22 protein-coding genes are annotated in these 21,426 nt (G+C 69.5%); 11 read left to right on the top strand and 11 right to left on the bottom strand.

Annotated elements, in window-relative coordinates:
• Positions 1-56: 56 nt before the first annotated feature.
• Positions 57-1,040, bottom strand: coding sequence for a Bug family tripartite tricarboxylate transporter substrate binding protein (locus tag C7H73_RS05805; RefSeq protein WP_106845783.1), 984 nt, complete (start codon positions 1,038-1,040; stop codon positions 57-59).
• Between the two features lie 107 nt (positions 1,041-1,147).
• Positions 1,148-2,608: an argininosuccinate lyase gene (gene argH / locus C7H73_RS05800; protein ID WP_106845782.1), complete on the bottom strand. Its 1,461-nt coding sequence runs from the start codon at positions 2,606-2,608 to the stop codon at positions 1,148-1,150.
• Positions 2,609-2,668: 60 nt separating this feature from the next.
• Between argH and C7H73_RS05795 the strand changes: the two genes are divergently transcribed.
• The 7 genes from C7H73_RS05795 (at position 2,669) to C7H73_RS05765 (ending at position 8,841) form a co-directional block, all read left to right on the top strand.
• On the top strand, positions 2,669-3,685 hold the full coding sequence (locus C7H73_RS05795) for a sensor histidine kinase (protein ID WP_106845781.1): 1,017 nt from the start codon (positions 2,669-2,671) through the stop codon (positions 3,683-3,685).
• 188 nt (positions 3,686-3,873) lie between these two features.
• Entirely contained in the window at positions 3,874-5,529 is a 1,656-nt protein-coding gene (locus tag C7H73_RS05790; RefSeq protein ID WP_106845780.1) for a cbb3-type cytochrome c oxidase subunit I, read from the top strand.
• Positions 5,519-6,154 carry a cbb3-type cytochrome c oxidase subunit II gene (locus tag C7H73_RS05785; RefSeq protein ID WP_106845779.1) on the top strand — a complete coding sequence of 212 codons (636 nt, stop codon included), beginning with the start codon at positions 5,519-5,521 and terminating at the stop codon, positions 6,152-6,154. The genes C7H73_RS05790 and C7H73_RS05785 overlap by 11 nt, the downstream gene beginning before the upstream one ends.
• Before the next feature lie 11 nt (positions 6,155-6,165).
• Positions 6,166-6,759: a c-type cytochrome gene (locus C7H73_RS05780; protein WP_106845778.1), complete on the top strand. Its 594-nt coding sequence runs from the start codon at positions 6,166-6,168 to the stop codon at positions 6,757-6,759.
• On the top strand, positions 6,759-7,397 hold the full coding sequence (locus tag C7H73_RS05775) for an SCO family protein (RefSeq protein ID WP_106845777.1): 639 nt from the start codon (positions 6,759-6,761) through the stop codon (positions 7,395-7,397). The genes C7H73_RS05780 and C7H73_RS05775 overlap by 1 nt, the downstream gene beginning before the upstream one ends.
• Positions 7,394-8,029 (top strand): hypothetical protein, encoded by a 636-nt coding sequence (locus tag C7H73_RS05770; protein WP_106845776.1) that lies wholly within the window; start codon positions 7,394-7,396, stop codon positions 8,027-8,029. Before C7H73_RS05775 ends, C7H73_RS05770 begins: the two co-directional genes overlap by 4 nt.
• A 56-nt stretch (positions 8,030-8,085) precedes the next feature.
• Entirely contained in the window at positions 8,086-8,841 is a 756-nt protein-coding gene (locus C7H73_RS05765) for a LytR/AlgR family response regulator transcription factor (protein WP_106845775.1), read from the top strand.
• 3 nt (positions 8,842-8,844) lie between these two features.
• Here the strand turns inward: C7H73_RS05765 and C7H73_RS05760 are convergent, their stop codons facing one another.
• On the bottom strand, positions 8,845-9,642 hold the full coding sequence (locus C7H73_RS05760; protein WP_106845774.1) for a ZIP family metal transporter: 798 nt from the start codon (positions 9,640-9,642) through the stop codon (positions 8,845-8,847).
• Positions 9,643-9,858: 216 nt separating this feature from the next.
• Between C7H73_RS05760 and C7H73_RS05755 the strand changes: the two genes are divergently transcribed.
• The 4 genes from C7H73_RS05755 to C7H73_RS05740 all read left to right on the top strand — a co-directional run bounded on the left by C7H73_RS05755 (position 9,859) and on the right by C7H73_RS05740 (position 14,413).
• A complete protein-coding gene (locus C7H73_RS05755; protein ID WP_106845773.1) occupies positions 9,859-10,362 on the top strand; it encodes a TspO/MBR family protein in 504 nt (167 codons plus the stop codon).
• 120 nt (positions 10,363-10,482) lie between these two features.
• The gene (locus tag C7H73_RS05750) at positions 10,483-11,031 is read left to right on the top strand and encodes a (2Fe-2S)-binding protein (protein ID WP_106845772.1); all 549 of its coding nucleotides are present in this window, start codon (positions 10,483-10,485) and stop codon (positions 11,029-11,031) included.
• Positions 11,028-12,107: an FAD binding domain-containing protein gene (locus C7H73_RS05745; protein ID WP_106845771.1), complete on the top strand. Its 1,080-nt coding sequence runs from the start codon at positions 11,028-11,030 to the stop codon at positions 12,105-12,107. Before C7H73_RS05750 ends, C7H73_RS05745 begins: the two co-directional genes overlap by 4 nt.
• On the top strand, positions 12,104-14,413 hold the full coding sequence (locus C7H73_RS05740) for a xanthine dehydrogenase family protein molybdopterin-binding subunit (protein ID WP_106845770.1): 2,310 nt from the start codon (positions 12,104-12,106) through the stop codon (positions 14,411-14,413). The genes C7H73_RS05745 and C7H73_RS05740 overlap by 4 nt, the downstream gene beginning before the upstream one ends.
• A 641-nt stretch (positions 14,414-15,054) precedes the next feature.
• Here the strand turns inward: C7H73_RS05740 and C7H73_RS05735 are convergent.
• From C7H73_RS05735 to C7H73_RS05700, 8 genes are all read right to left on the bottom strand, one after another.
• Complete coding sequence (locus tag C7H73_RS05735; protein ID WP_106845769.1) at positions 15,055-15,441, bottom strand: VOC family protein; 387 nt, start codon at positions 15,439-15,441, stop codon at positions 15,055-15,057.
• Between the two features lie 45 nt (positions 15,442-15,486).
• Positions 15,487-15,798, bottom strand: a complete 312-nt coding sequence (locus tag C7H73_RS05730; protein WP_106845768.1) for a cupin domain-containing protein — start codon at positions 15,796-15,798, stop codon at positions 15,487-15,489.
• Positions 15,799-15,956: 158 nt separating this feature from the next.
• Positions 15,957-17,909 carry a response regulator gene (locus C7H73_RS05725; RefSeq protein ID WP_106845767.1) on the bottom strand — a complete coding sequence of 651 codons (1,953 nt, stop codon included), beginning with the start codon at positions 17,907-17,909 and terminating at the stop codon, positions 15,957-15,959.
• 12 nt (positions 17,910-17,921) lie between these two features.
• Positions 17,922-18,776 carry a sensor histidine kinase gene (locus C7H73_RS05720; protein WP_106845766.1) on the bottom strand — a complete coding sequence of 285 codons (855 nt, stop codon included), beginning with the start codon at positions 18,774-18,776 and terminating at the stop codon, positions 17,922-17,924.
• A gap of 1 nt (position 18,777) precedes the next feature.
• Positions 18,778-19,794: an ATP-binding protein gene (locus C7H73_RS05715; protein ID WP_106845765.1), complete on the bottom strand. Its 1,017-nt coding sequence runs from the start codon at positions 19,792-19,794 to the stop codon at positions 18,778-18,780.
• Positions 19,785-20,189 carry an anti-sigma regulatory factor gene (locus C7H73_RS05710; RefSeq protein WP_106845764.1) on the bottom strand — a complete coding sequence of 135 codons (405 nt, stop codon included), beginning with the start codon at positions 20,187-20,189 and terminating at the stop codon, positions 19,785-19,787. Before C7H73_RS05710 ends, C7H73_RS05715 begins: the two co-directional genes overlap by 10 nt.
• Positions 20,179-20,553, bottom strand: a complete 375-nt coding sequence (locus C7H73_RS05705; protein WP_106845763.1) for an STAS domain-containing protein — start codon at positions 20,551-20,553, stop codon at positions 20,179-20,181. Before C7H73_RS05705 ends, C7H73_RS05710 begins: the two co-directional genes overlap by 11 nt.
• A 9-nt stretch (positions 20,554-20,562) precedes the next feature.
• Positions 20,563-21,414 carry an STAS domain-containing protein gene (locus C7H73_RS05700; RefSeq protein WP_106845762.1) on the bottom strand — a complete coding sequence of 284 codons (852 nt, stop codon included), beginning with the start codon at positions 21,412-21,414 and terminating at the stop codon, positions 20,563-20,565.
• Positions 21,415-21,426 lie beyond the last annotated feature (12 nt).

Genomic DNA, 21,426 nt, shown 5'->3' with positions numbered 1-21,426 from the left:
GGCCGCCCGCGTGGCGGCGGCATGGCAGTGGCAGCGGCGCGGCGGCCGCCGGCCCTTCACTGTGGCACGAAGCCGCTGGTCTGGATGATGCGCGTCCACACCCGGGTGTAGGCGCGCTCGCGCTCGGCCAGCTGGGCCGGGGCCATGAAGCCGACGGTCAGGCCCATCGCGGCCAGTTGCTCGCGCACGCCCGGCTGGGCCACTACCTGGGCCAGGGCGTCGGCAAAGTGCGCCAGCGCCGCGGGCGGCGTGCCGGCCGGGGCGTAGAAGCCGTAGTAGGGCGTGTCCTCGAAGCCGGCCAGGCCCAGCTCGGCAAAGGTGGGCACCTGGGGCAGCGCCGCCTGGCGCTGGCCGCCCAGCACAGCCACCACGCGCAGCTTGCCGGCGCGGTGGTGCTCGATGAAGTCCTGCACCGAGCCGATGCCGGCAGGGATCTGGTTGCCCAGCATGTCGCCGATCATGGGCGCGCTGCCGCGGTACGGCGCAGACACCAGGTCCAGCCCGTAGCGCTGGCCCAGCAGCTTCACCAGGAACTCGGGCGTGGAGGCCGGCGCGGGGATGCCCACGGCGCTCTTGCCGCCCTGCTTGTTCTTGACCCAGTCCACGAACTCGGCAAACGACGCGGCCGGCGTGCCCGGAGACAGCGCCAGGCCGTTGACGAAGGTGGCAAAGCCGCCGGCCGAGACGAAGTCGCGCGCCGGGTCGAACCCGGCGTTCTTCACCACCTGCGGCAGGATGGAGATGGTGTGGTCGTGCGTCAAAAACAGCACGCTGCCATCGGTCGGCGCAGCCTTGAGCGCCAGGGCCGCGATCTGCCCGCCGGCGCCGGGGCGGTTTTCCACCACCACGGTCATGCCCAGCTGCTCGCGCAGCTTGTCGGCCAGCAGGCGCGCCACCACGTCGGTGCCGCCGCCGGGCGGAAAGCCGACCAGGATGCGCAGCGTCTTGGGGCCGGCGCCCTGGGCCCAGGCGGGCAGCAGGGCGGGCAGGGCGCTGGCGGCGGCGGCGCGGGCAAGCAGGCGGCGGCGGGTCACGGTCATGGCAGGGTTCCGGTGGAAGGGAAAAGTCGGGTCAGGCCGTTTTTGCATCAAATCGGCCTCAAACCCTTATGCGGCAAGCGCTGGCAGCTCTCTTTTTTGAAGCAGCATCACAGCGCCAACCGCGCCTGGTGCCGCGCGATCTGCGTGCGCACCTGCGCGGGCGCCGTGCCGCCCAGCGTATTGCGCGCATTCAGCGAGCCTTCCAGGCTGAGGGCGTCGAACACGTCCTGCGCGATGGCCGGGTGAAAGCCCTGCAGCACGGCCAGCGGCAGCTCCGACAAGTCCACGCCCTGGGCCACGGCGGCCTTGACGGCGTGGGCCACGGTCTCGTGCGCGTCGCGAAACGGCAGGCCCTTCTTGACCAGGTAGTCGGCCAGGTCGGTGGCGGTGGCGTAGCCCTTTTGCGCGGCGGCGCGCATAGCCTGCGCATTCACGGTGATGCCGCCTTCCTTTACGCCGGCCGCGTTGGCTTGGCCGCCGATCATCTCGGCAAAGATGCGCAGCGTGTCCTTCAGGGTGTCCACGGTGTCGAATAGCGGCTCCTTGTCCTCCTGGTTGTCCTTGTTGTAGGCCAGGGGCTGGCCCTTCATCAGCGTGATCAGGCCCATCAGATGGCCGACCACGCGGCCGGTCTTGCCGCGGGCCAGCTCGGGCACGTCGGGGTTTTTCTTCTGCGGCATGATCGACGAGCCGGTGGTGAAGCGGTCGGCGATGCGGATGAAGCCGAAGTTCTGGCTCATCCAGATGATGAGCTCCTCGGACAGGCGCGAGACGTGCACCATGCACAGGCTGGCGGCGGCCGTGAACTCGATGGCGAAGTCGCGGTCGCTCACGCCGTCCAGGCTGTTTTGGCACACGCCGTCCATGCCCAGGGTGCGGGCCACGCGCTCGCGGTCCAGCGGGTAGGTGGTGCCGGCCAGTGCCGCGCTGCCCAGCGGCAGCACGTTCACGCGGCGGCGCGCATCGCGCATGCGCTCCTGGTCGCGCGAGAACATCTCCACATAGGCCAGCAGGTGGTGGGCAAAGCTCACGGGCTGGGCCACCTGCAGATGGGTGAAGCCGGGCAGGATGACCTCGACGTTGTTGCCGGCCACCTCGACCAGGGCGCGCTGCAGCTCGGTCAGCAGGCCGTCGATCAGGTCGATCTCGCTGCGCAGCCACAGGCGCACGTCGGTGGCCACCTGGTCGTTGCGGCTGCGCCCGGTGTGCAGGCGCTTGCCGGCGTCGCCGGCCAGCTGGGTCAGGCGCGCCTCGATGTTCAGGTGCACGTCCTCCAGGTCCAGCTGCCAGTCGAACTGGCCGGCCTCGATCTCCTGCGTGATGGTGGCCATGCCGCGCTCGATGGCGGCGTGGTCGGCGGCGCTGATGATGCCCTGCGCGGCCAGCATGTCGGCGTGAGCCAGGCTGCCGGCGATGTCGGCCTGCCACAGGCGCTTGTCGAAGAACACGCTGGAGGTGTAGCGCTTGACCAGGTCGCTCATGGGCTCCTCGAAGAGCGCCGACCAGGCCTGCGCCTTGGTGGCGAGCTGGTCGTGGGAGGGCTGGGGCGTGGTCGCGTCAGAGGGCATGGGGGCAATAATCCGTGAAGGCGCGGCCCCGGCTGCCCGGGCGCCACGCTGGCATGACAAATGCAAAAGCCGCAAATTTTATCGACCCCCGCTCCTGCCTTCGACGCCTGCCACGTCGGCGTGGTGCTGCGCGCCGTGCTGTTCGTGCAGCTGGTGCTGGGCGTGGGCACCTTGTTCGGCCCCGGCGGCTTGGCCGACTGGCTGGCGCGGCTGGCGCTTTTGACCGGCGTGGCCCTGCCCGCGACGCTCGCCTGGCTGCTCACGGCCTGCGCCGCCGGCCGCGCCCTGGCCCCCTTGCCGGCGCAGCTGCAGTACGCCGCAGGCGTGCTGCTGGGCGCGCTGGCCGGCCTGGGCGCCTGCGCGCTGCTGGCCCTGGCCGACCCGGCCATGGACGCGCCGCCGCCCTGGCTGGCCGGTGCGGCCTCGGGCGCGCTGCTGGCGGCGCTGCTGGTGGCCGCCCTGGCGCTGCGCGCCCGCGCCCGCCTGCCGGCGGCCACCACGGCGCGGTTGACGGAGCTGCAGGCGCGCATCCGCCCGCATTTTTTGTTCAACACGCTCAACAGCGCCATCGCCCTGGTGCGTGACGAGCCGGCACGCGCCGAGGCGCTGCTGGAAGACCTGAGCGACCTGTTTCGCCACGCCCTGGTCGAGCAGGGCGAGGCGGTGACGCTGCACGAAGAGGTGGAGCTGGCGCGCAAGTACCTGGACATCGAGCAGGTGCGCTTTGGCGAGCGCATGCGCGTGCAGTGGGTGCTGGACGAGCGCGCGGGCGGCGCGCGCCTGCCACCGCTGCTGCTGCAGCCGCTGGTGGAGAACGCCGTCAAGCACGGCGTGGAGCCCAGCGTGCGCGGCACCACCAAGCTGCGCATCGCCACCGAGCTGCGCGGCGGCCGCGTGGTGCTGACCATCACCAACACCCTGCCCGCAGACGTCGCAGCCGGCGGCTCGCGCGGCCACGGCATCGCCCTGGCCAATGTGCGCGACCGCCTGCGCCTGCTGCACGACGTGGACTGTGACTTTCGCGCTGGCCCGCAGGGCGGCCTGTACCACGTGCGCATCGCCCTGCCGGCAGCCTGAGCGGCCTTCCAAGGCTGAGTAGCCATCAGCCTTGACAGGGACTTGCAGGGCCCGCGGAAAAGTTCATGTGTTTTGAACTTTAAAATCGAGCAGCCACGCATAGCACGGGAGCAGCCACTGCCACTTGCGGTGCATCAAAAATACCCCGGCGCCCGGCGCGCGCCACCCCACACCACGAGGAAACCGCCATGGACAGTGCCGTCATGAGCCTGCTGGGGGCCTTTTTGCTGTCGATCATTGGACTATTCGTGTTCATCTGGTCGATGCGCAAGGGCCTGCTGATGGAGAACCCACGGGCCGCTTCGGTCATCTTCGCCCAGGGCGAGATCGGCAAGGTGGACGACCCCGCCCTGCACGCCGGCCACCGCGCCCAGCTGCAGGCCGCGGCCGCCGAGCCCGGCGACACGCTGCACCCGCCCGACGCGCAGGAAATCAGCCAGCGCATCGAGGCCGACCGCTCCAGCGCCTTTCCGGTGTTCATGTTCGTCGCCTTCGCCTGCCTGTGGCTGGTGCTGGGCTCGGTGGCGGGCCTGACCGCGTCGCTGAAGCTGCACATGCCCGACTGGCTGGTCAGCGAGGCCTGGATGACGTTCGGGCGCATCCGCACCGTGCACCTCACGGCCGTGCTCTACGGCTGGATCACCAACGCCTCGCTGGGCGTCATCGTCTGGCTGCTGCCGCGCCTGTTGCGCACGCCGCTGATGGGCGCCATGTGGGTCATGCTGGGCGGCGCGCTGATCAACGTGGCGATCGCCAGCGGCATCGGCGCCATCGGCGCCGGCTGGACGGACGGCATGGAATACCTGGAGATGCCCTGGCAGATCGGCCTGTTCATCGTGGCCGGCATGGTCTGCATCATCGGGCCGGTGCTGTACACGCTGGTCAACCGCAAGGTCGAGTCGCTGTACGTCACCGTCTGGTACCACGTCGCGGCGCTGCTGTGGATCACGCTCTTGTTCCTGGTGGCCAAGCTGCCGGGCGTGCACTACGGCGTGCAGCAGGCGACCATGAACTGGTGGTACGGCCACAACGTGCTGGGCCTGTGGTTCACGCCCGTGAGCGTGGGCGCCATCTACTACTTCCTGCCCAAGGTCATCGCCCGGCCGGTGCGCTCGTACAACCTGTCCATCCTGGGCTTCTGGACGCTGGCCTTCTTCTATGCCCAGGTCGGCGGCCACCACCTGGTGGGCGGGCCGGTGCCCGGCTGGCTGGTCACCCTGTCCATCGTGCAGAGCATGATGATGATCATTCCGGTGGCGGCGTTCTCCATCAACATGGCCGGCACCATGCGCGGCCGCATGCGCCTGGCGCTGCGCTCGCCCACGCTGCGCTTCATGATGTTCGGCGGGCTGATGTACATGCTGTCGTCGGTGCAGGGCTCGTTTGAGGCGCTGCGCTCCATCAACCAGATCACGCACTTCACCCACTTCACGGTGGCCCACGCGCACCTGGGCGCCTACGGCTTCGTGACCATGGTGCTGTTCGGCGCCATCTATTTCATGATGCCGCGCGTGCTGAACTGGGAGTGGCCCTACCCGCGCCTGATCACGCTGCAGTTCTGGCTGGCGGCCGTGGGCATCCTGATCTACTTCGTCGGCCTGTCCATCGGCGGCTGGCTGCAGGGCGAATACATGCTGGACGCCGCCCGCCCCTTCATGGACTCGGTGGCCGTCACCCTGCCCTGGCTCAAGTCGCGCAGCCTGGGTGGCGCGCTGATGGTGGCCAGCCAGATCGTCTTCGTCGGCCATTTCCTGGCCATGGCGCTGCGCTTCGGGCCGGCGCGCACCGGCGCCGCGCTGTTCCGCGCGGGCGCCCACACGCTGGAGGTGGCACATGGAAAATGAAGTCAAACTGACCGCGGGCGCCATGGTCACCCTGGGCCTGGCCACGGCCGCCCTGGTGGTGCTGCCCTATATCCAGGTGCGTGACGTGCCGGCGCCCGAGGGCCTCAAGCCCTACACCAGCGCCGAGCTGCGCGGGCGCGCCGTCTATATCGCCAACGGCTGCGTGTATTGCCACACCCAGCAGCCGCGCGACAAGAGCTTCGGCCCCGACGCCGAGCGCGGCTGGGGCCGCGCCACGGTGCCGGGCGACTACACCTACGACCGCCCGCACCTGCTGGGCAGCATGCGCACGGGCCCCGACCTGATGAACATCGGCGTGCGCCAGCCCAGCCGCGACTGGCACCTGGGCCACCTGTACCAGCCGCGCGCCTACGTGCCCGGCTCCATCATGCCGGCCTACCCCTATCTGTTCGACATCAAGGACAAGGCCGAGCCGGGCGAGGAGGCGCTCAAGCTGCCGCCGGGCTACGCGCCGGCAGGCAAGGTGGTGGTGGCCACGCCCGACGCGCAGGACCTGGTGAAGTACCTGCAGGCCCTCAACCGCAGCTACCCCGTGCTGCCGCCCGAGCCGCGCGACGCGGCCGGCGCCGCCGCCCCTGCCGCCACGCCGGCATCCGCATCCTGAAAGGGCCTGCCATGCAACCGTCCAACGACCGGCCCGCGCAGCAGCGCGAACACGCCGACCCCGAGGAGGCCATCCGCCCCATGCCGCTGCTGGCAGTGGGCGTCACGCTGGCCATGGTGGTCTTCGGCGTGCTGTACATCTTCCTGTCCGAGCCTCTGGCCGGCTCGCGCCTGGGCGACCAGCGCACCGTGGCCGACCTGGCCGGCCCGGCGGCGCCGGCAGCGGGCGCCGCTGTCGATGGCAAGGCGATCTTTGCCGCGCAGTGCGCCGCCTGCCACCAGGCCACGGGCAAGGGCCTGCCGGGTGTGTTCCCGCCGCTGGATGGCTCGGAATGGGTGGCCGGCGAGCCGCGGGTGCTGGCCAACATCCTGCTGCACGGCATCGAGGGCGAGATCACCGTGGCCGGCAACAAGTACCAGGGCAGCATGCCGGCCTTCGCCCAGCTCGGCGACGCGGAGCTGGCCGGCGTGGCCAGCTACATCCGCGCCAGCTGGTCCAACAAGGCCGAGGCCATGACGGCAGAGCTGTTTGCCAAGGAGCGCGCCGCCAGCGACCGCCGGGCGCCGTTCGAGGGCGGCGCCGCGCTGCAGGCGCTCACGCAGTAGTGCTGCGCACGGCGCTTCTGAGCGCGCTGCTGGCCGTCTGCGGCTGGGCCGCCGCGGCCTGGCTGACGCACGACTTCCAGGTCTGGACCGATGAAGGCGCGCGCCGGCTGGAGGTGGCGCTACGCCCCGTGCCCGTGCCGGCCACCGCGGTGCAGGACAGCCGCGCGCGCAGCGTGACGCTGGGCGAGCTGCTGGGCCCGCAGGGGGGCGGTGGCAGCGGCGCCACCATCGTGGATTTTTTCTATACGCACTGCGAGACCGTCTGCCTGTCGCTGGGCAGCACCTTCCAGCAGCTGCAGGCGGCGCTCCAGTCCGGCCCGCCGGCGGGAGTGCGGCTGCTGTCCATCAGCTTCGACGGCGCGCGCGACGACCCCTCCGCGCTGCAGCGCTACGCCAGCGGCCTGGCCGCCGACGAGCGGCTGTGGCGCTTTGTGCGCGTGCCCGACGCGCGCGAGCAGCAGGCCCTGCTGCAGCGCCTGGGCGTGGTCGTCATCCCCGACGGGCGCGGCGACTACGAGCACAACGCCGCACTGCTGGTGTTTGACGCAAGCGGCCGCATGCGCCGCGTGTTCGACATGGCCGAGCAGCAGCTGGCCCTGGACTACGCGCGCCACCTGGGGCGCAGCGCCGCGCCATGAGCAGCGCCGCCGCCCGCCTGCTCGCCCCGCGCCTGGCCCAGTGGCGCCTGGCCTGCACCGGCGCCCGCCAGGGCGCGGCGGGTGCGCTGCTGCTGGCGCTGCTGGCCCTGCCCTTCATGCGCGCGCTGCTGGAGTCCAGCATGTGGCGCCACATGGTGCTGCAGTTCCCGCTGTGGATGCTGGCCGGCGCGCTGCTGGCCGCCGCGCTGCCGCCGCGCGCGCGGGCGGCGCTGGCGCGCTGCAACGCCCACGGCATCAGCGGCCTGGTGGGCGTGGCGGTGGTGCTGGCCGTGCTCATGGTGCCGCGGGTGCTGGACCTGGCGCTGCGCAGCCCTGCGGCCGAAGCCCTCAAGTGCCTCGCCCTGGTGCTGGCGGGGGCGGCGCTGCGCCTGTCCTGGCACGCTGCGGGGCGGGTGGTGCAGGGCTTCTTCCTGGGCAACGTACTGCCCATGAGCTTCGTGGTCGGGCAGCTGTACGTGGATTCGCCCCTGCGCCTGTGCAACGCCTACCTGCTGGACGACCAGGAGCGCCTGGGCCGCTGGCTGATGGCGCTGGCAGCCGCCGTGGCGGTCGCCTGGGTGTCGCGGGTGTTCTGGGTGCTGGCGCGGCGCGAGCCCTACGGCGCCCCGTAACAAAGCGCCGGCCTGCCGGCCTAAGATGCGCGCGGTTTTCTCACGCATTGCCTGCCATGCACATTCTCATCGTGGACGACGAACCCCTGGCACGCAGCCGCCTGCGCCGGCTGCTGGCCGACTGTGGCCCGCACTACCGGGTGGCCGAGGCACGGCACGCCGCCGAGGCGCTGGGCCAGCTGCAGGTGCCCGGTGCCTGCGCGGTGGACGTGGTGCTGCTGGACATCCACATGCCGGGCATGGACGGCATGGCGCTGGCCCACCAGCTGCGGGCGCTGCCCGAGCCGCCTGCCATCGTGTTCGTCACGGCCCACGCCGGCCACGCCTTGAGCGCCTTCGAACTGGATGCCGCGGACTACCTGACCAAGCCGGTGCGTCTGGAGCGCCTGCAGCAGGCCCTGGCCAAGGCGCGCCGCGCCATGCCTGCTGCGGCGGCTGCGTCGTCGCTACCGGCGGCACCCGCCGCCGGCGAGGCGCTGGTCGTGCACGAGCGCGGCCAGACCGAGCGTGTGCCCATGGCCGAGGTGCTGTACCTGCGCGCCGAGCTGAAATACGTGACCGTGCGCACACCCTCGCGCAGCTACGTCATCGACGACCCGCTGACCGAGCTGGAGACGCGCCACGCCGCGCATTTCCTGCGCGTGCACCGCAACACCCTGGTGGCGCGCCACGCCATGCGCGCGCTGGTGCGCCACGACGCAGGCGACGGTGAGGGCGAGGGCTGGGCCGTGCGCCTGCACGGGCTGGCGCAGCCCCTGCCCGTTTCGCGCCGGCAGGTGGCAGCGGTGCGCGAGGCGCTGAGCGAAGACTGAGCCTCAGTGCACGTGCGCCAGCAGGCTGACCAGCGTGACGGCCGCGATGCCCCCGGCCAGCCAGGCGATCTGCGCCAGCGTCTGCGCGGCTGACAGCCGCCGCTGCAGCTGCGGGATGAGGTCGGCCAGCGCCACGTAGATGAAGCTGCTGGAGGCGATGGTCAAGAAGTACGGCAGCGCCGGCTCCCACCGGTCCACCACGAAATAGCCGGCCAGCCCGCCCAGGGCAGACACCGCGCCGGCCAGCGACACCTTCATCAAGGCCGCGCTGCGCGCCGCGCCGCGCTGGCGCAGCACCACCAGGTCGCCTATGTGGTGCGGCACCTCATGCGCCAGCACCGACAGCGCGGCCACCGCGCCTAGGCGCATGTCGGCCACGAAGGCCGAGGCGATCAGCACGCCGTCGCCAAAGCAATGCACGCTGTCGCCGGTGATCAGGGCCCAGCCGCCCCCGCCATGGTGGTGGTGGGCGTGATCCTGGCCGTGATCGTGGTCATGGTGGTGCACATCGCCGTGCTCGTGGCCGTGGTGCCATAGCTCGGCTTTTTCCAGCACGAAGAAGAACACCAGTCCCAGCAGCAGCGTGGCAAACAGCGGCTGCACGCTGGTGCCGCCCTCGAAGGCCTCGGGCAGCAGGTGCATGAAGGCTGTGGCCAGCAGCGCGCCGGCCGCCAGGCTCAGCAGGTGCTGCGGCCCGACCCGCCAGCGCCCGCCCAGGCCCAGGCGCAGCAAACCCGCAGCGATCCACACACTGCCAATGCCGGCGGCCAGCGTGGCCCCGATGATTGCTACCAATGTCATAGCTTCTGGCGCTTTCCCTGATTGCGTTTGAGGCCGATTTTGCCCAAAAAAGCGGGGTGCCGCGCCGACCCGTCTGCGCGCCGACGAAAGCGGGCTTGGCTGACAGCCGTTGCCGCCCCTCGGGCAGCGACGGCCGCCATGGATGCAGGGAACACTCCCCACGGGCCCACCGCCCGTCGCCCCGCGTGGCGCTATCTCTGCCTCAGAAAGTTTCACATGCATTCACGCTCTTCGTCCCTGCACCTGTTGTCGCTTGCGGGGTGGCTGGTCTGCTGCTTCACGGCCGCTGGCATCGGCGCCATCGCCTCGGCGCAGGCGCCCGCGTTCTACTCGCAGCTGGCCAAGCCGGGCTGGGCGCCGCCGGCCTGGCTGTTCGGCCCGGTATGGACGCTGCTGTATCTGCTGATGGCGGTGGCCGCCTGGCTGGTGTGGCGCGCCTACGGCACGCCCACTCGCCGCCCGGCGCTGACCGCGTTCGTGCTGCAGCTGGCGTTGAACGCCTTGTGGAGCTGGGTGTTCTTCGCCTGGCACCAGGGCGGCTGGGCGCTGGCCAACATCGCGCTGCTGTGGCTGCTGATCGTCGTCACCATCGTGCTGTTCTGGCGCGCGCGGCCGCTGGCTGCGGCGCTGCTGCTGCCCTACCTGCTATGGGTGAGCTTCGCCAGTGCCCTCACCCTGGCAGTCTGGCGCATGAATCCGCAGCTGCTGGGCGGCGGCTGAGCACGCCGCGTGCTGGGCGAATCGTCGCGCGCCCGCAGCAGCAGGTGCCCGCGTCCTACAGCGGCATGCAGGCCGCTCCCAATACTGCCCAGGGTTACCTGTCAGAAAAAGGCGCTAGCCGTGGCCCACCATCCCTTTACCCCACAGGAGCAGGCCGCTGCGCTGCCCCTGCACACCCTTGCCCTGCGCATCAATGGCGAGCAGCGCACGGTCGAAGTCCAGAGCTGGGTGACGCTGCTGGACCTGCTGCGCGAGCGGCTGCGGCTGACCGGCACCAAGAAGGGCTGCGACCACGGCCAGTGCGGCGCCTGCACCGTGCTGGTGGATGGGCGGCGGATCAACTCCTGCCTGGCCCTGGCCGTGATGCACGACGGCGCGGACATCACCACCGTCGAAGGTCTGCCGGCCCTGACCGGCGCCATGGGCGACGGCCTGCATCCGCTGCAACAGGCCTTCATCGACCACGATGCCTTTCAGTGCGGCTACTGCACGCCCGGGCAGCTGTGCTCGGCGGTGGGCCTGATGAACGAGGGCGGCGTGCGCCACGACGGCGACATCCGCGAGCGCATGAGTGGCAACCTGTGCCGCTGCGGCGCCTACCCGCAGATCGTCAAAGCCGTGGCCGAGGTCGCACTGGCCGACGCGGCGCGCGGCGGGGAGGCGCCATGAGGGCTTTCGAATACACCCCCGCGGCCGACGTGGCTGCGGCGCTGGCGGCCATCGGTCCGGGTGCCCTGCCGCTGGGCAGCTCGCACAGCGCCCGTTTCATCGCCGGCGGCACCAACCTGATCGACCTGATGAAGGAAGACGTGATGCAGCCCGCGCGGCTGGTGGACATCACGCGGCTGCCGCTGACCGCCATCGAGGAGACGCCTGAAGGCGGCCTGCTGCTCGGCGCGCTGGCGCGCAACGCCGACACCGCCAAGCACCCGCTGGTGCGAGAGCGCTATCCGCTGCTGTCGGCGGCCATGCTGGCGGCCGCCTCGCCGCAGCTGCGCAACATGGCAACCAATGGCGGCAACCTGCTGCAGCGCACGCGCTGCTACTACTTCTACGACGCGGGCGTGCCGTGCAACAAGCGAGCGCCTGGCAGCGGCTGCCCGGCCAAGGCCGGCCTGGCGCGCCAACTGGCCATCCTGGGCACCAGCGAATCGTGCATCGCCACGCACCCCTCAGACATGTGCGTGGCGCTGGCGGCGCTGGACGCGACCGTGCACGTGCAGTCCGCACGCGGCGCCCGCGCCATCCCGTTCGCCGACTTCCACCGCCTGCCGGGCGACGAGCCGCAGCGCGACAGCACGCTGGAGGCCGACGAGCTCATCACGCACATTGAACTGCCCGCACGCGGCTACGCGCAGCACAGCACCTACCTGAAGATCCGCGAGCGCGCTTCGTACGCCTTTGCGCTGGTTTCGGTGGCCGCCGCCTTCGAGCTGGATGAGGCCGGCCGCATGCGCCACGCCCGCCTGGCGCTGGGCGGCGTGGCGCACAAGCCCTGGCGCGACCTGGAGGCGGAAAGCCTGCTGGAGGGTCAGGCGCCCGAGACGCAGATCTTCGAGCGCGCCGCCGATGCGCTGCTGGCGCCCGCCCGTGCCTGGGGCAGCGAGAACGGCCCCGGCTACAACGGCTTCAAGATTCCGCTGGCGCGCCGGGCCATCGTGCGCGCGCTGGAGATGGCACGCGCCGGCGAGCTCACCAACACCGGCGAACTGGCGGCCGATATCTTCCAGGAGCAGCGCGCATGATCAGCAGCAGCAACGACAGCCAGCAGCCGGTGGCCGAACCCGGCACCGGCGAGGTGCGCATCGGCATGCCCGTGGCGCGTGTGGACGGGCGCTTGAAGGTGACCGGCCAGGCGCTGTATTCGGCCGAATACGCCGCGGCGGGCCTGGCCTATGGCGTGGTGGTCAACAGCACCATCGCGCGCGGGCGCATTGTGCGTATGGACACCGCAGCGGCCCGCGCCGTGCCGGGCGTGCTGGACGTGCTGTCGCATGAAAACCGTCCCAAGGTGCGCTCCATGGATTTGTTCTACAAGGACATGACGGCCCCCGGCGGCAGCCCCTTCAAGCCCTTTCTGGACGCCCAGGTGCACTACAGCGCCCAACCCGTGGCGCTGGTCGTGGCCGAGACCTTCGAGGCCGCCCGCGCTGCGGCGCGGCTGGTGGCGATCGAATATGACGAGCAGGTACATGAAACCAACTTGGTGGCCCACCTGAAGCGCGCCCGCGAGCCCAGCCGCCTGAAGGCCGGCTACTCGCCGCCGCCCAAGCCGCGCGGCGACGCGGACGCCGCCTTCGATGCGGCGCCTGTCAAGGTGGACGCCACCTTCTACAGCGGCGTGGAGCACCACAACCCGATGGAGATGCATGCTTCTACCGTCGTGTACGGCGAGGACGGACACCTGACCATCTATGACAAGAGCCAGGGCTCGCAGAATTGCCGCTGGCTGGTCTCGCGCGTGTTCGGCCTGGGCAAGGACCAAGTGACGGTACGCAACCCCTTCGTTGGGGGCGCCTTCGGCTCGGGCCTGCGCCCGCAGTACAACCTGGTGCTGGCCACGATGGCGGCGCTGCACCTCAAACGCTCGGTGCGTGTGGTGCTCACGCGCCAGCAGCAATTCACCTTCGGCCACCGGCCCGAGACCTGGCAGCGCGTGAAACTGGCGGCCGATGCCGACGGCACGCTGCGCGCCGTGGTGCACGAGGCGATCGCCGAAACCTCGCGCTTCGAGGACTACGTGGAGGTGGTGGTCAACTGGTCGGGCCAGCTGTACCGCTGCGACAACGTGCGGCTGGAGTATCAGCTGGTGCCGCTGGACCAGTACACGCCCATCGACATGCGCGCGCCCGGCGCCACCCACGGTGTCTATGCGCTGGAGATCGCCATGGACGAGCTGGCCTGTGCCCTGTCCATGGACCCGCTCGCTCTGCGTCTGAAGAACTACGCCGAACACGATGCGAGCAAGGGTCTGCCCTACTCCACCAAGGAGCTGCGCGCCTGCTACGAGCAGGCTGCCGAGCGCTTTGGCTGGAGCCGCCGGCCGACCGCGCCGCGCGCCATGCGCCGCGGGCGCGAGCTGGTGGGCTGGGGCATGGCCACCGGCACCTGGGACGCCATGCAGATGTTCGCCCGCGCGCGCGCCGTGCTGCACGCCGACGGCCGGCTGGTCGTGGGCAGCGCCGCCACCGACATCGGCACCGGCACTTACACGGCGATGAGCCTGCTGGCGGCCGACGCTTTAGGCCTGCCGCTGGAGCAGGTGACCTTCGTGCTGGGCGACTCCAACCTGCCCGTGGCGCCTATCGAGGGCGGCTCGTCGCACATGGCCACCGTGGGCTCGGCCGTGACCGGCGCCTGCGAGAAAATCCAGCGCGCTCTGTGGCAGCTGGCACGCAAGGTGGAAGGCGGGGGCTTTGAGAGCGCAAGCTTCAAACAGGTGGAGTTCACGGGTGGCGCCGTCCGTCTGCGCATGCGCCCCGAGGTCGCCCTGCCCTACACGCAGCTGCTGTCCCTCGCGGGCAAAAGCGAGATCGACGTGAAATATCTGCTGTTGCCCAATGTGCTCCAGCAGAAGAAATACATCCGCGCCGTGCACTCGGCCGTGTTCTGCGAGGTCTGCGTGGACGAGGAGCTGGGCACGGTGCGCGTCACGCGCGTGGTCAGCGCCGTGGCGGCCGGGCGCATCATCAGCGCCCGCACGGCGCGCAGCCAGGTCTCCGGCGGCGTGGTCTGGGGCATCAGCCAGGCGCTGCATGAGGAGACGCACACCGACCACGCCCTGGGCCGCTTCATGAACCACAACCTGGCCGAATACCACGTCGCAGCCAACGCCGACGTGCCTGACATCGACGTGATCTTCGTGCACGAGGACGACCGCATCGTCAGCCGCATCGGCGCCAAGGGCGTGGGCGAGATCGGCATCGTAGGGACAGCGGCCGCCATCGCCAATGCCATCTACCACGCCACCGGCAAGCGCCTGCGCAGCACGCCCATGACGCCGGACAAGGTCATGCGGGACGCGCCTGCGCAGGGTTTTCCGGTGAAATAGCTGCGTGGTGGATGGGGCAGGTGCGGGCGGACAATGGCCCACACCGAAGGTGCCGCGCTGGTGTCCGCATGCAGCAGGCGCCCCATGTGCTCCTTGCCCAGATAGACCAAGGGCATACGCAGCGCAATGGGCTCGGTGCCAAAGGCGAGAAAACCTGCGCACTCGTACACGGCATGCGCAGGCGCGTTGTCCTCGGTCACGGTGCGGGCGGCCACGGTGATGCCCGGCTGGTGCGGGCGTAGCTAATTCAGGGCGGCTTCGACAGCTGGCGCCCGGCGCCGCAGCCGTGCCATTTCTGCCGCACAAACAGGAAGCCCTACCCACTCTTGTGCCGGGTCTTGGCGCGGCTTGAGAACACCAGCGTGAGCGAGCCACCCGGCTCGTTGCCGCGCCGCGCCCCGAATGCCACGCCGCCGCTTTGCGGCCCCGGACAGGCGCTGGCGCCACCAGGCGAGCGGCTGCGCCGCGCGCTCCTCGGATGAGGAGGCGAATGCAGCGGGATTGTGCGCGCAGGCGCGCAGCAGCGCCAGGGTTCAGTGGAGCGCCGCGTCTGCAGGCGTGAGCTGTGCGATGGGCGTGGGCGGGGCGCCAGTAGCGCGGCCTGGGCGCTCAGCGCACCTGTCGCACACGGCCGCATGCGCTCACGGCGCCTCGTGGCAGACGGCTTCGATGTTGTGCCCGTCCGGGTCCAGAACGAAGGCGCCGTAGTAATGCGGGTGGTAGTGCGGGCGCAGCCCAGGCGCGCCATTGTCCCTGCCGCCCGCGGCCAGGGCCGCCTGGTGGAAGGCGTCCACCATGGCGCGCGAGCCGGCGCGGATCGCCACGTGGACGGGCGGCTGGTTGGGTGTGCCGCGGCTGATCCAGAAGCCCGGCTTGCCGTGCTCGCCAAAGCCGGCCACGTCGGTGTGTCCGGTCACGGCGGCGGTGAATTCCGCCAGCAGGCCATAGCCCAACGGCGCCAGCGCCTGCGTGTAGAACGCACGGCTGGCCGTGAAGTCGCGCACGGCGACGCCGGTGTGATCGATCATGGAAATTCTTTCAAGGGGGTGGACAAGGAAACGCGGGCACCGCGCTCACACGGTGCCCTCGCGCTCCACGACCAGCACGCGCGCCGCGCCGATCGGGTGCGCCACGTGTTCGGTACCCACCCGGGCATGGAACACGTCGCCTGTTTCTAGCACGGCGCGCTGCTCCTGGCCACCGTCGCGCCAGCGCATCTCCACGCGCCCGTCGAGCACGGCGAACACTTCCTCGCCATCGTTGACGTGCCAGCGGTAAGGCTGGTCCGTCCAGTGCAGCCGCGTGGTGACGCCGTTCATGTTGGCGATGTCCAGAGCGCCCCAGGGGCGGTCGGCCGTGAAGTCGCGGGAGCGGATGACTTTCATGGTGCCAGGCCTCGCCGCGGCACTGGGGCCGGGCTGCTGGAAAATCTGCGGCCTGCGTTCTGCGGCCAAGCTGATGGCACAGACCTGTGCAGGCGCCATGCCATGTTCCGGTCGGTTGCACGCACGAGGGTGAGCCAGCACCTGTTCGAGCCCTCGGGTCACTCGCTCACCAAGGCGTTGATCAGCACGTGGGGTTGCAAAGGCTTGTCCAGGTGGCGGTTGAAGCCTGCCGCCAGCGCATGTTCGCGGTCTTGCGGGCGCGCGAACGCGGTAAGCGCGATGGCGCGGATGGGCGACTTGCCGGACTCTCGCTCCCACTGGCGCACCGTCGTGATGAGGTCGTAGCCGTCACGTCCGGGCAGGCCGATATCGCTGACCAGCAGCTCAGGCCATGCGGCCTGGAATTCGCGCAGGGCGGATTCATAGTCCGACGCGAGCCGAACCTTTGCCCCTTCATCCGCCAGAACCACCTTCAGCATCTCGCCGGTGTCCAGGTTGTCCTCGACGATCAGAATGTCCCTGCCGCGAAGAAGACGCCCTTCCTGCTGGAGGGACGTCTCACTCTTTTGCTCTGCAGCCGCCCCTTCCTTGTGGGCCACGTTCAGGCGGACGGTCATCAGGGTACCTCTGTCCACACCCTCGCTGTAGGCACGGACGGTGCCGCCATGCAGCTCTGACAGGTGCTTAACTATCGACATGCCCAGACCCAGGCCGCCGTGGGCGCGGTTGCCTGGCGTGTCGTTTTGCGTGAAGCGGTCAAAAAGGAAAGGCAGGAATGCCGCGTCAATCCCGCAACCCTGGTCCTGCACGGTGAGCATCAACTCATCCTCGGCACGGGCGAGCCGCAAAGTGACGACTCCCGGGCACTTGGAAAATTTGATGGCGTTGGTGGTGAGGTTCCAGACGATCTGCTGAAACCGCGTCGTATCCAGCCACGCGGGCATTTCGGCGCCGCTGGACTCGACCTTCAGCTCAACGCCCTTGTCGAGGGCCTGGTCCTGCAGCGCATCCAGGGAAGTGCGCACCAGCTCCAGGGGGTTGGCCCACTCCCTGTGCAGGCGCAGCTTGCCCGACGCCAGGCGGGAGACATCGAGGATGTCCGAGATGATGCGCCCCTGCGCCTTGGCGCCGCGTTCGATGGCATCCAGGCCGCGCGTCACGGTTTCCGGCGTGCCGTTGGCGCGGCGCATCATGTGCACCCAGCCGGTGATGAGGGTCAGGGGGGTGCGCAGCTCGTGCGACAGCACGGCCACGAAATCGTCCTTGGTGCGGCTGTGCCGCTCGGCCAGCACCCGGGCAGCCTGCTCGCGCTCCAGCAGGTCCTGGCGCCGCTGCTCGAAATCCCTGCGCTCGGTCAGATCCGTCACGATGCCGATGTGCAGGCTCGGCTCGACGTGGTCCGACATGGTCCAGTTGAGCATCATCTCGCGGCCATCGGCCTTGAGCAGCGGAAACTCCGCCTCCCACGACGAAGTGCCGTTGTCCTGGAAGCGCTTCTTGACGACGTCCGCCCACGAGTGGGGCGCCAGGGCTGCGATCTCGGTACCCATCAGCTCGGCCCGGCTCCTTTGGAACAGCTCCTCGGCTTGGGGGTTCACATCCGCAAAGCGCCCCTCGGCATCCACCAGCATGATGGCCACGGGCGCTTTGTCATAGATGGCGCGGAACTGCTTTTCGCTGTCGCGTACGCGCTCCTCCGCCATGCGTGCCCGGATGAGCGCCTGCAGCGTGGCCACCAGCAGGGCCGGCTCTGCCGGATGCACCATGTAGGCATCGGCGCCTGCGTTCAGGCCCGCGATCTTGTGCGCGCTCTCCACATAGGCGGCTGACAGGTGAATGACGGGGGTGAACGCCGTCCGGGGATCGGCGCGCAGCACGCGGCACACCTCGAAGCCATCCATGTCCGGCAAATGCACGTCCAGCACCACGGCAGAGATGTTCTCGTGCGCCATGGCAATGGCGGCCCCACCCGTTTCCGCTTCCAGGGTCTGAAAACCCGCGGCCTTCAACACCCGCGATGTGGAGTAGCGCGTTGCAGGGTTGTCATCGACCACCAGCACGGTGTGCCTGCCGCGATCGATGGAAAGAGAGACGAAGCCGGATGTAGACATAGGCCAAGCGGGTCAACGGGGCGCCGAAGCATCCCACTCTATCGGAACCACCACCGAGAAGACAGAACCACGGCCCAGCTCGCTCTGGGCTTCCACATAGCCGCCTAGAAGAGTCGAAAGGTGCCGGCTCAGCGCCAGGCCCAGCCCGGTGCCCCGCAACCGCTTCTGGATGGGCGAGTCCACCTGGGAAAAATCATTGAACAGATGCGCCAAGTGCTCCTGCGCAATGCCGATGCCGGTATCGGATACGGAAAAGCGCACCATGCCGTCCCCTTCAGTCCGCGCGGCCACGCGCACCTCTCCGTGGGGCGTGAACTTCAGCGCGTTCGAGATGAAGTTGCGCAGAATCTGCGAGAGCTTGCGGTCATCGGTATAGAGCCGCGTGAGGCCCTGCGGATCCTCGAACACCAGGTTCAACTCCGCGTTCGCCAGGATAGGCTTGAACATTCCACGCAGCGCGACGAACAGGTCCATCATCTCGAACCATGCGGGCGATATGTCCAGCCGGCCTGCCTCGATCTTCGCCAAGTCCAGCAGGTCGTCCACCATGTTGGAGAACTCCTGGCAGGTGCTTTCGATGAACTTCACCTGCCGCTCCTGCTCGCCCGTCAGCGGCCCGTCCACCCGGTCGAGCAGCAGCCGGGTGATGCTGAGCGCGGCCCCGATGGGCGTGCGGAACTCATGGCTCATGTACGACAGGAACCGGCTCTTGAGCTGCGTGGCCTGCTGCAGTTGCTCGGCCTGCTGGTCGAGTTCGGCATACAGCGCCACGACGCCGCGGTTGGTCTCCTCGACCTCTGCGCGCAGGGCCTCCACCTCCTGGCGCAGCGCCTCGGCGTCGGCGCCCGGCGCCTGCGTTGGAACCATCTCAGTCAAGCCCGTCTCCTGGTTTGAAAACGACCACCGTGGCGTCGTCCCGTCCACGTCCATGCCGCCAGCAGATTGCGGCGGCCAGCAGGGCTGGATCGCGCGACAGCAAGGGGTGAAGTTCGTCGCTCTTCCAGCGCGATATCACGCCGTCGCTGTACAGCACCGCCACCCCGTGCGCGGGCAGCTCGGTGCAGGAGATCTCAGGCCTGCGCACCTGTACGCCGGCCGTGCCGTGCTGGGTCAGCAGCGTGCGGTCCGCGACGCCCGACAGCAGGCGGCCCAGTACGTTGCCCGCCCCGGTATGGCGCACCTGCGTCGGGGCCTCCAGGCGCAGCAGGAACAGTGCCGCGCCGCGCGTGGTCTGCAGCGCGGCGTGGGTCTCGTGCATGCTCGCTTCCAGCGAAGCAAATGGCGCTTGCGCAAACACGTCGACGGCCGCCTGCGCCGCCTCGGCGGCATGCACCCCGTGGCCCAGCCCATCGGCCACCAGCAGCGCCACCTCGCCCGCGTCGCCCTGCGCAAAGGCCCAGGCATCGCCGCATACGATCTCGCCGGGAGCGCACAGGCTCACGGCGCCCACAGCGGGACAACCCACGGTGGCCTGCCCGGACGCGCGCACACGCGCCAGGCACAGGGTACCGTTGGCAGCGGAGTACAGGTCGAAATCATCGGCCAGCCGGCGGATGCCGCCCAGGCCGGTGCCCGGTGAACCGGAGCCGGTGGACACCCCATCCTGCAGCGCCCGCGTCACATCGGCAATTCCGGGACCGTTGTCCAGCGCCAGCACCTCCACCTCACGGAGCTGCTCCTTGATGGCGATCCACAGCGCGCCGCCCTTGGCGTGGCGCTGCAAATTGGTGCCCAGCTCGGTCACGATGAGGGCCAGCCGGCCCGCATCGGCATCTGCCCAGCCCCAGTGCTGCACGGCCTTGGCACAAAATCGCCGGGCCTCGCCTACGCAGCTCGGATCGGTGATCTGAAAGGAGCGGTGGCTCCAGCCACGGATCACTTCCACTTGGTGATGCTCACGCGTGTCCCCTGCCCCGGCACGGTGTCGATCTCGAAGTCGCTCACCAGCCGCTTGCTGCCGGGCAGGCCCAGGCCCATGCCGGAGCCGGACGTCCAGCCGTCGGACATGGCCAGCTTCAGATCGGGGATGCCCGGGCCGCGGTCCTCAAAGCAGAGCCTGAGGCCACTGCGCCCGTCACGCTCGAGAAGCTCCCAGTGCATGCTGCCCCCGCCGCCGTGGATGAGCGTATTGCGCGACAGCTCGCTTGCCGCCGTGATCATCTTGGTCTGCTCGACCAGCGACAGCTTGATCTGCTGGCACAGCTGGCGCACGACCTGGCGGCTGGCAACGATGTGCTGCTCGGACGCCAGCGGCAGCGAGCCGGAAGTGTCAACTGACAAAGCTGCTCTCCCCGCTCGCCTGGCGCAGCAGTGCCATGCCGCGCTCCACGTCGAGAGCCGTCTTCACGCCCTCCAGGGAGAGCCCGAGTTCCACCAGCGTGATGGCCACCGCGGGCTGCATGCCCACCACCACCGTCGTCGCTGACAGGATGCGTGCAATGCCCGAGATGCTGGCCAGCATCCGCCCGACGAACGAATCGACGATCTCCAGGGCCGAGATGTCGATCATCACGCCGCTGGCGCCCGTCTTGGCGATGCGCTCGGCCAGGTCCTCCTGAAGCGCCAGGGCGGTCTGGTCCTGCATGTCCACCTGGATGGTGACCAGCAGGGTTTCGCCCATGCGCAGGATCGGAATACGCTCCATGGATGCTCCTCAGGCCTTGCGCGTGACCTGCCAGCCGGACTGCTGCATCGCCACCGCGAGGGCGTCGGCCAGCGTGGCCTTGGTCACGATGCCCTGCAGGTCGATGCCCAGGTGCACGATGGTCTGCGCGATCTGGGGACGGATGCCGCTGATGATGCAGTCGGCCCCCATGAGGCGGATGGCGGTGACCGTCTTGAGCAGGTGCTGCGCCACCAGAGTGTCCACGGTGGGCACGCCCGTGATGTCGATGATGGCCAGCTCCGAACCTGTCTCCACGATCCTTTGCAGCAGCGTTTCCATCACCACCTGCGTGCGGTTGCTGTCCAGCGTGCCGATCATCGGCACGGCCAGCACGCCCTCCCACAGCTTGACGACCGGGGTGGACAGCTCCAGCAGTTCCTCCTGCTGGCGCACGATGATGTCCTCGCGGGCTTTCTGAAACGTCGTAGCCGTCAGCTGGGCCATGCGGTCCACCATCTGGGTCAGTTCCCAAAACGAAGACGCCACGGCGGCGGCATCGGCTCCGGAAAGCTCGCGCTGGAGCACGTCCAGCAAGGGCTTCTTGAGTGCCAGCACGAACACGCTGGTGTCGCCGGCGCTTTGCCCCTGAGCCGCGCGCGAGCGCGACAGGTCGGCCAGCACCTGGTGCAGTTCCGCCCATGCGCTTTCGCCGAATGCATCCACCCGGGCGCCGGAGCGCAGTGCCTGTCCGAGCGCGTTCGCGATGGCCTGGGCCTCGCCTTCCATCGCTTTGGTCTTTTGCAGGCCGGCAGCCGACGCGGCCTGCAGCCATTGCTGGAGCACGGTGGCCTGCTGTTCGCCTTGCAGCGCGCCGCTCACGATGTCGGAAAAATGAATCATCTCTTCTGTCCC

Source organism: Pulveribacter suum (genome assembly GCF_003013695.1).
Classification (GTDB): Bacteria; Pseudomonadota; Gammaproteobacteria; order Burkholderiales; family Burkholderiaceae_C; genus Melaminivora; species Melaminivora suum.
The sequence above is the reverse complement of the archived record's forward strand: the minus strand, read 5'-3'. Positions and strand labels throughout refer to the sequence as shown.

Bases quoted from the DNA above. Each gene is read 5' to 3' on its own strand.
- C7H73_RS05805 (WP_106845783.1), bottom strand. From the start codon at position 1,040: ATGACCGTGACCCGCCGCCGCCTGCTTGCCCGCGCCGCCGCCGCCAGC.
- argH (WP_106845782.1), bottom strand. From the start codon at position 2,608: ATGCCCTCTGACGCGACCACGCCCCAGCCCTCCCACGACCAGCTCGCC.
- C7H73_RS05795 (WP_106845781.1), top strand. From the start codon at position 2,669: ATGCAAAAGCCGCAAATTTTATCGACCCCCGCTCCTGCCTTCGACGCC.
- C7H73_RS05790 (WP_106845780.1), top strand. From the start codon at position 3,874: ATGGACAGTGCCGTCATGAGCCTGCTGGGGGCCTTTTTGCTGTCGATC.
- C7H73_RS05785 (WP_106845779.1), top strand. From the start codon at position 5,519: ATGGAAAATGAAGTCAAACTGACCGCGGGCGCCATGGTCACCCTGGGC.
- C7H73_RS05780 (WP_106845778.1), top strand. From the start codon at position 6,166: ATGCAACCGTCCAACGACCGGCCCGCGCAGCAGCGCGAACACGCCGAC.
- C7H73_RS05770 (WP_106845776.1), top strand. From the start codon at position 7,394: ATGAGCAGCGCCGCCGCCCGCCTGCTCGCCCCGCGCCTGGCCCAGTGG.
- C7H73_RS05765 (WP_106845775.1), top strand. From the start codon at position 8,086: ATGCACATTCTCATCGTGGACGACGAACCCCTGGCACGCAGCCGCCTG.
- C7H73_RS05760 (WP_106845774.1), bottom strand. From the start codon at position 9,642: ATGACATTGGTAGCAATCATCGGGGCCACGCTGGCCGCCGGCATTGGC.
- C7H73_RS05755 (WP_106845773.1), top strand. From the start codon at position 9,859: ATGCATTCACGCTCTTCGTCCCTGCACCTGTTGTCGCTTGCGGGGTGG.
- C7H73_RS05745 (WP_106845771.1), top strand. From the start codon at position 11,028: ATGAGGGCTTTCGAATACACCCCCGCGGCCGACGTGGCTGCGGCGCTG.
- C7H73_RS05740 (WP_106845770.1), top strand. From the start codon at position 12,104: ATGATCAGCAGCAGCAACGACAGCCAGCAGCCGGTGGCCGAACCCGGC.
- C7H73_RS05735 (WP_106845769.1), bottom strand. From the start codon at position 15,441: ATGATCGATCACACCGGCGTCGCCGTGCGCGACTTCACGGCCAGCCGT.
- C7H73_RS05730 (WP_106845768.1), bottom strand. From the start codon at position 15,798: ATGAAAGTCATCCGCTCCCGCGACTTCACGGCCGACCGCCCCTGGGGC.
- C7H73_RS05725 (WP_106845767.1), bottom strand. From the start codon at position 17,909: ATGTCTACATCCGGCTTCGTCTCTCTTTCCATCGATCGCGGCAGGCAC.
- C7H73_RS05720 (WP_106845766.1), bottom strand. From the start codon at position 18,776: ATGGTTCCAACGCAGGCGCCGGGCGCCGACGCCGAGGCGCTGCGCCAG.
- C7H73_RS05705 (WP_106845763.1), bottom strand. From the start codon at position 20,553: ATGGAGCGTATTCCGATCCTGCGCATGGGCGAAACCCTGCTGGTCACC.
- C7H73_RS05700 (WP_106845762.1), bottom strand. From the start codon at position 21,414: ATGATTCATTTTTCCGACATCGTGAGCGGCGCGCTGCAAGGCGAACAG.